Source organism: Tardiphaga sp. (genome assembly GCF_028290785.1).
In the GTDB taxonomy this organism is placed as follows: Bacteria; Pseudomonadota; Alphaproteobacteria; order Rhizobiales; family Xanthobacteraceae; genus Tardiphaga.
This window is the reverse complement of the sequence record NZ_JAQGJD010000147.1, coordinates 1-5,874: the sequence shown is the minus strand read 5'-3', so window position 1 is coordinate 5,874 and position 5,874 is coordinate 1. Positions and strand designations below refer to the sequence as shown.

5 protein-coding genes are annotated in these 5,874 nt (G+C 67.1%); 2 read left to right on the top strand and 3 right to left on the bottom strand.

The annotated features are described in order from the left end of the window. Together JWR89_RS08855 and JWR89_RS08850 are read right to left on the bottom strand one after the other, a co-directional pair. Window positions 1-1,648: heparinase II/III family protein (locus JWR89_RS08855; RefSeq protein WP_299714487.1), on the bottom strand; the 1,648-nt coding region annotated here is incomplete at its 3' end. 178 nt (window positions 1,649-1,826) lie between these two features. Further along, on the bottom strand, window positions 1,827-3,170 hold the full coding sequence (locus JWR89_RS08850; protein WP_299714475.1) for a transcription antitermination factor NusB: 1,344 nt from the start codon (window positions 3,168-3,170) through the stop codon (window positions 1,827-1,829). 187 nt (window positions 3,171-3,357) lie between these two features. Here JWR89_RS08850 and JWR89_RS08845 point away from each other — a divergent pair, with 187 nt between their 5' ends. Beyond that, a complete protein-coding gene (locus JWR89_RS08845) occupies window positions 3,358-3,579 on the top strand; it encodes a DUF1674 domain-containing protein (protein WP_299714471.1) in 222 nt (73 codons plus the stop codon). Window positions 3,580-3,643: 64 nt separating this feature from the next. After that, the gene (locus tag JWR89_RS08840) at window positions 3,644-4,210 is read left to right on the top strand and encodes a thermonuclease family protein (protein ID WP_299714468.1); all 567 of its coding nucleotides are present in this window, start codon (window positions 3,644-3,646) and stop codon (window positions 4,208-4,210) included. A gap of 199 nt (window positions 4,211-4,409) precedes the next feature. Here the strand turns inward: JWR89_RS08840 and cysC are convergent. Then, a partial coding sequence (gene cysC, locus JWR89_RS08835; RefSeq protein WP_299714465.1) for an adenylyl-sulfate kinase occupies window positions 4,410-5,874 on the bottom strand: 1,465 nt, incomplete at its 5' end.

Genomic DNA, 5,874 nt, shown 5'->3' with positions numbered 1-5,874 from the left:
AGGTGGCGGATGCCGACGCGGTCGAGCGGGTAAAGCTCCAGCGCACGGTCGAGGTCTGCTGCGAGTTCTGGTGGATCACGATCTGGGCGGTGCGGCGCGGGCCGTCATTGCCGGCCAGGAACACGCTATCTTCCAGCTCGACCTTGTCGTCGAGCGCCTCGAAGGTCCAGACGTCGCGGTTCGGCAGCACCAGCATGACGCCGCGGGCGTCGCTGAGCCGGCTCGCCTTCACGGAGGGGTGCAAGTGGAAGCGCAGCGCGTAGTCGGTATTGGCGCCCTTGATCCGCGCGCCGGGCGCGGGCGCCAGGGTGTCCTCGCCATCGAGCCGGGTGCCGTCCTCCGCCACCATCAGCACCCGGCGATGCACCACGCCGAAGCGGTTCTGGTAGCCGTCATGGGAGGTCGTCAGCATAACGCCGTTTTCGCTGATCTCGCGGTAGCTCTCGACCACCGCCGGCCCGCTGACGATCGGCGCGCCCTGCAGGAACTTCTTCATCGCGCTGCGTTCGACGAACCGGCACGAGGAGGTGCTGTGATAAGTCACGGTGGAGTGCGCCGGCGTGCCGCGGGCAAAGGCGCGCCAGTTGTCGCGGCCGGTCGACGGCATGCCGCAATTGATCACGATGCGGCTCGGTCCTGAAGACAGCTCGAACGACAGCGTGCCGGCATGGGCGTCCTGGCTGACATTCGGCGGCGGCGGCGGGCCGGTGTCGATGATCACCGTCATGGCGCCGGCGTCGAGGCGTTGGAAGCCGGTATGCGGCATGTTCACCATCGGCGTGCCGTGGGTGTCGTCATAGGCCAGCAGCGTTGCCAAGAGATGCGACGGCGCGCTGCTCATGCCGTTGAACAGCGCGAACGAGCCGTCGCCGTGGCGAAAGAAACGCAGCATCGGCATCATGCGGTCGATGGCGTTCAGCAGTGCCGGCGGCGGCGCGATGTTTCGCGCGGCGAAGGTCTGGCGCAGCGGCAGCAGGTCGATCAGCAGTTCGATGAGCGCGCCGGGATTGCGCGAGATATGCCCGCCGTCGGGCAGGATCTGCCGCTGCAACTCGTCGGACAGTTTTCGCGTGGCGGTGCGGATGTGGCGGGCCTGGTTGGCCAGGCACAGCGAGGCGTAGCACAGCGCGATCAGCACCTGCAGCCGCGGCACGCCATCGGGCACGTTGGCCATCGTGTAGCGCAGGCCGCGAATCTCGCGGGTCAGCGCGCGCAAATAACGTCGGTAGAATTTTCCGTCGGTATCGCCGAGTACCAGCGGTGCTTGCGACAGCAGCGAGATGACGCGGCGCGCAGCGACATCGGCGCGGCGGCCCACCGGGCGCTTGCGCGACGGGTTGGAAATCCAGTCGTCAACGAGCGAGCGCGCATTGGCGCGGGTGATGGCGGTATCGGCGGCGCGCAAATGGCGCAGCCAGCCAAAGCCGAGCAGGGCTACTTCCCAGTCTTCCGACGGCGGTTCCAGGTCGAAGATCGAACGGCCGTGGCAGGTGACGATCTTGCCGGCGAACACGAATCGCCCGGCATAGATTTCGGCAGCGCGGGTAGCATCAGCGGTACGCAGATCATGCGGCGCGATGATCAACCGGTCGGTGCGGCCCGGCCACAGGCGCGACAGCGCCACCGAGCCGCCGGACGCGCGCGACATCGCCGTCCGCGCGAAGCGGCCGAGGATCAGCCTCGAAATACGTCTGCGATGAGCGACCACGCGCGCCTTGGACTGAGGTGAATCTTTGTTGCGAATCCTTTTATCCGGAAACGCGATTGGCGCACACTATAGAGCAGCTTCCGGGGGAAGCCGCTGAAATCCGGGAATTAACCTGTGACTATCGGGATTTAACCAGCCGCGCGGCATAGAAGCCGTCGAGCCCGCCAAGCCGGGGGTCGGCGTGCGGCAGGTGGCAGGGCAGGGTGCGCAGATCGCCGTCGCTGTTGATGATCTCCGTGAGACCGGCGACCTCGCTCGCATCGACCGGCGCGCGTTTCATGCCGGAATCGCCGGCCAGCAGCGCAGCCACCGCGTGTTCGCCCTCCTCAGGTTCCAGCGAACAGGTGCAGTACACCAGGGTTCCACCCGGCTTCAGCATGGTCGTCGCCTTCTGCAGCAGTCGCCGCTGCAGCGTTGTCAGCAGGATGATGTCGGATTCCTGCTTCAGCCACGCCACGTCGGGATGCCGTCGAATGGTACCGGTGGAAGCGCAGGGCGCATCGAGCAACACCGCATCGAAACCTTCGCCGGGGTATTCGGTGCCATCGGCGATGACCGTCTCGGCTTGCAGCGACAGCCGGGCGAGATTTTCCCGCAGCCGCGCGATGCGGTTCTGCGAGCGGTCCACCGCGGTGACTTCCGCGCCGGCCTGGATCAATTGCGCGGTCTTGCCGCCGGGAGCGGCGCAGAGATCCACCACGCGCTTGCCCACGAGATCGCCGAACAGCCGCACCGGCAAGGCCGCCGCGGCATCCTGCACCCACCATTGGCCGTCGCCGAAGCCCGGCAGCATGGTGACGGAGCCCTGCAGCAGGGTGCGCACGGAACCGGTCGGCAGCACCTCGCCATGCAGCCGGGTCGCCCAGGCCGCGGCGTCGGACTTCACGGTCAGATCGAGCGACGGCTCGTGGCTCAGCGCCACCGCGATCTCCCTGGCGGTCGCCTCGCCGTAATTCGCGGTCCAGCGCGCCATCAGCCATGGCGGGATATCGAGGGTTTGCGCGGCGATCTCGTCGATCAGCGGCTGGCCTTCGCGGGCGCAGCGGCGCAGCACGGCGTTGACGAGGCCGGCATATTTCGCGGCGCGTCGGTCGGACTGTACCATCCGAACCGACAGATCGACGGCGGCGTGATCCGGTACGTCCATCCACAGAATCTGTGCGGCGCCGATCATCAGCGCGCTTTGCGCGCGCGGCGCGTCGGTGGGAATGCCGCGGTCGAGCAGCCGCGACAGCACATGGCCGAGCGTGCCCATGCGGCGCAGGATGGTCGCCACCAGCCGGCGCATCAGCGCGCGGTCGCGGTCGGACAGCGTCTTCAGTCCAGGATGCGCGGCGGCGCCTTCCAACTGGTCGTCGAGGGTTCGGCGCTTGTGCAGCACGCCGTCGAGGATGTCCGCAGCGATTCGTCGCGCGGCCAGGCCGGGCACCTCGGTGGGTGGTGCGTATCTTACTTGCGACATGGGAGAACATCACGACAGAGGACAGGCGACGGCGCGGCCAGCCTCAGCATGCGCCATCGTTCGGGGAAAGATTCAGTCGCACGCGAATATGCCAAATGTAAGAATTGCCTTTATATGCTCACAGTCGAAAGCTGAGCTGGACTTTGATAACGCGCGCTGCCCGGTTTGGGTTCAGCAGGAAAAAGAGATGAACGACATTCCTTCCGAGACTACAACGCCCGCGCCGGAATCCGAGCCCAGGAAAATCCTGCCGCCCGCGGCGCAACGCGCTCTGGCCGAAGCCGAAGCGCGCCGTGCGGCCGCTGCCGCCAATACCGCCGCCGCCGCGAAAGAGTTTCAGGGCCCGGAAGGTCCGGAGCCGACCCGATTCGGCGACTGGGAACGCAAGGGCATCGCGTCGGATTTCTGAGTCGCGCCATCCTAGCCGAAAATTGCTGTTGCGGACCGCGCCGACTCGCTGGATCGTGCGGAATATGTATCCGTCATCGCGCATCCATGCATCCTCGCCGTGGCGGAGGCGTTTCTCCGCGGCGCTGCCGTGGGTGTTCGTGCTCGGCATGGCCGCCGGCGCGATGCTGCCGGTGAAGCGCTGGGTGAACCGGCCGGCGCCGGCCGTCGATGACACGCCGGCGGCGCGCGACGCCGAAACGATCTGGAAGCGCGCCGGCAATCCGAGCGTCCGCCATCCCGTCGATGTGCTGCACGGCATCGACGGCGATACCTTTGCCGCACGGGTTCATCTGTGGCCCGGCCTCGACCTCAACACGCGGATCCGGCTGCGCGGCATCGATGCGCCGGAACTGAAGGGACAATGTGCGGAGGAGGTGCGACTGGCCGAGGTGGCGGGCGAGGCGCTGACCAAGCTGCTCGGTGAAGGCGCGGTGACGATCTACAATATCGGGCCGGACAAATATCCCGGCCGCGTCGTCGCCGATGTCGCGACCAGGCGGACGCCGAACCTATCCACCGCGCTGCTCACCGGCGGCTTCGCCCGCAGCTACACCGGCGGCCATCGTAGCGGCTGGTGCGACCGGCGATAGGGTCGGATTAAGTTCGCTGCAATCGTTCCCCGGACGCGGTACACCGCGTCGCTCCTGACGATGCGAAGCATCGTTAGGGCGGCGTGGTGCGCCGCAGATCCGGGGCCCCGGTTTTTTCGAGATAGAAACCGGGATCCCGGCTCTGCGGAGCAGCGTTTCACGCTGCGCCGCGTCCGGGACACAGTTCAAACTGCGAGGACTAAACGTACCGGCGTTGCTGCAGATAGCGCACAACGTGCTCGCAAGCCGCTTCCGCCGACATCGCCGATGTATCGAGCGATATCTCCGGCGCCGGCGGTGACTCATATGGCGAATCGATGCCGGTGAAGTCGGCGATCTCGCCGGCCCGGGCGCGGCGGTACAGCCCCTTCGGGTCGCGGCGCTCGCATTCCGCCAGCGGTGTCGCGACTTCGATCTCGATGAACTCGCCTTCGGCCAGCAGGCCGCGCGCCGTCTCGCGGTCGTGTCGGAACGGCGAGATCAGCGACACCAGCACGATCATCCCGGCATCGACGAACAGTTTGGCAATTTCGCCGACCCGCCGGACGTTCTCGGTCCGCGCCGCGGCGTCGAAGCCGAGGTCGCGGTTGATGCCGTGGCGCAAGTTGTCGCCGTCGAGCAGATAGGTGTGGCGCCCCAGCGCGCTGAGCCGCTTCTCCACCAGGTTGGCGATGGTCGATTTGCCGGCGCCGCTCAGGCCGGTCAGCCACAGCACGCAAGGCCGCTGTTGCCGCAGCCGAGCCCGCAGCGTCTTGTCGATGTCCAGTTTCTGCCAGGGCACATCGGCGGTGCGACGCAGCGGGACATCGATGATCCCCGCCGCGGCGGTGCGATGGCTGAGCGGATCGATCAGGATGAAGCTGCCGAGTTCGCGGTCGTCGCGGTAGCTCTCGCACACCAGCGGCCGGTCGAGGCTGAGGTGGACATATCCGATCTCGTTGGCGGCCAGCGTGGTGGCGCCCTGTTGCGCCATGGTATCGATATCGATGCGGTGCTGCAGCGTCTGGATCACCGCGCCGGTGCTGGCGCTGCCGTTCTTCATGAGATAGCGCCGGCCGGGCACCAGCGCATCGTCGTCGAACCAGACCAGATGCGCAGATATCCGGTCGGAGACAGAAGCCCGCGCGCCCGCCGTCAGCACGTCGCCGCGGCTGATATCGATCTCCTCGGCGAGCACCAGCGTTACCGATTGCCCGGCGACCGCAACTTCGCGCTCTCCCGCCGCGGTAAAAATCCGCGCCACGTGGCTGTGGCGGTCCGAGGGCTGCGCCAGCACCTTGTCGCCGCGGCGGATGGCGCCGCTGGCGATGCGCCCGCAAAAGCCGCGGAACTCGGCGTTCGGGCGGTTGACCCATTGCACCGGCATTCGGAACGCGCGGCTCTCGGTATCGCCGCTGACGTCCACGGTCTCGAGGTGCTGCATGATGGTCGGGCCGTGGTACCACGGTATCCGCGTGCCGGCGGCGAACACGTTGTCGCCGTCGCGCGCCGCCACCGGAATGCATTGCACGTCGGGAATCCCGAGCTGCGCGGCAAACATTCGATATTCGGTGGCGATCTCGGTGAAGCGCTCTTCGTCGAAGCCGATCAGGTCCATCTTGTTGACCGCCAGCACCACGTGGCGGACGCCGAACAGCGCGACGATGTGGCTGTGGCGCCGGGTC

What these genes read in the sequence shown, in the direction of transcription:
- JWR89_RS08850 (WP_299714475.1), bottom strand. Translation starts at nt 3,170, where the DNA reads ATGTCGCAAGTAAGATACGCACCACCCACCGAGGTGCCCGGCCTGGCC.
- JWR89_RS08845 (WP_299714471.1), top strand. Translation starts at nt 3,358, where the DNA reads ATGAACGACATTCCTTCCGAGACTACAACGCCCGCGCCGGAATCCGAG.
- JWR89_RS08840 (WP_299714468.1), top strand. Translation starts at nt 3,644, where the DNA reads ATGTATCCGTCATCGCGCATCCATGCATCCTCGCCGTGGCGGAGGCGT.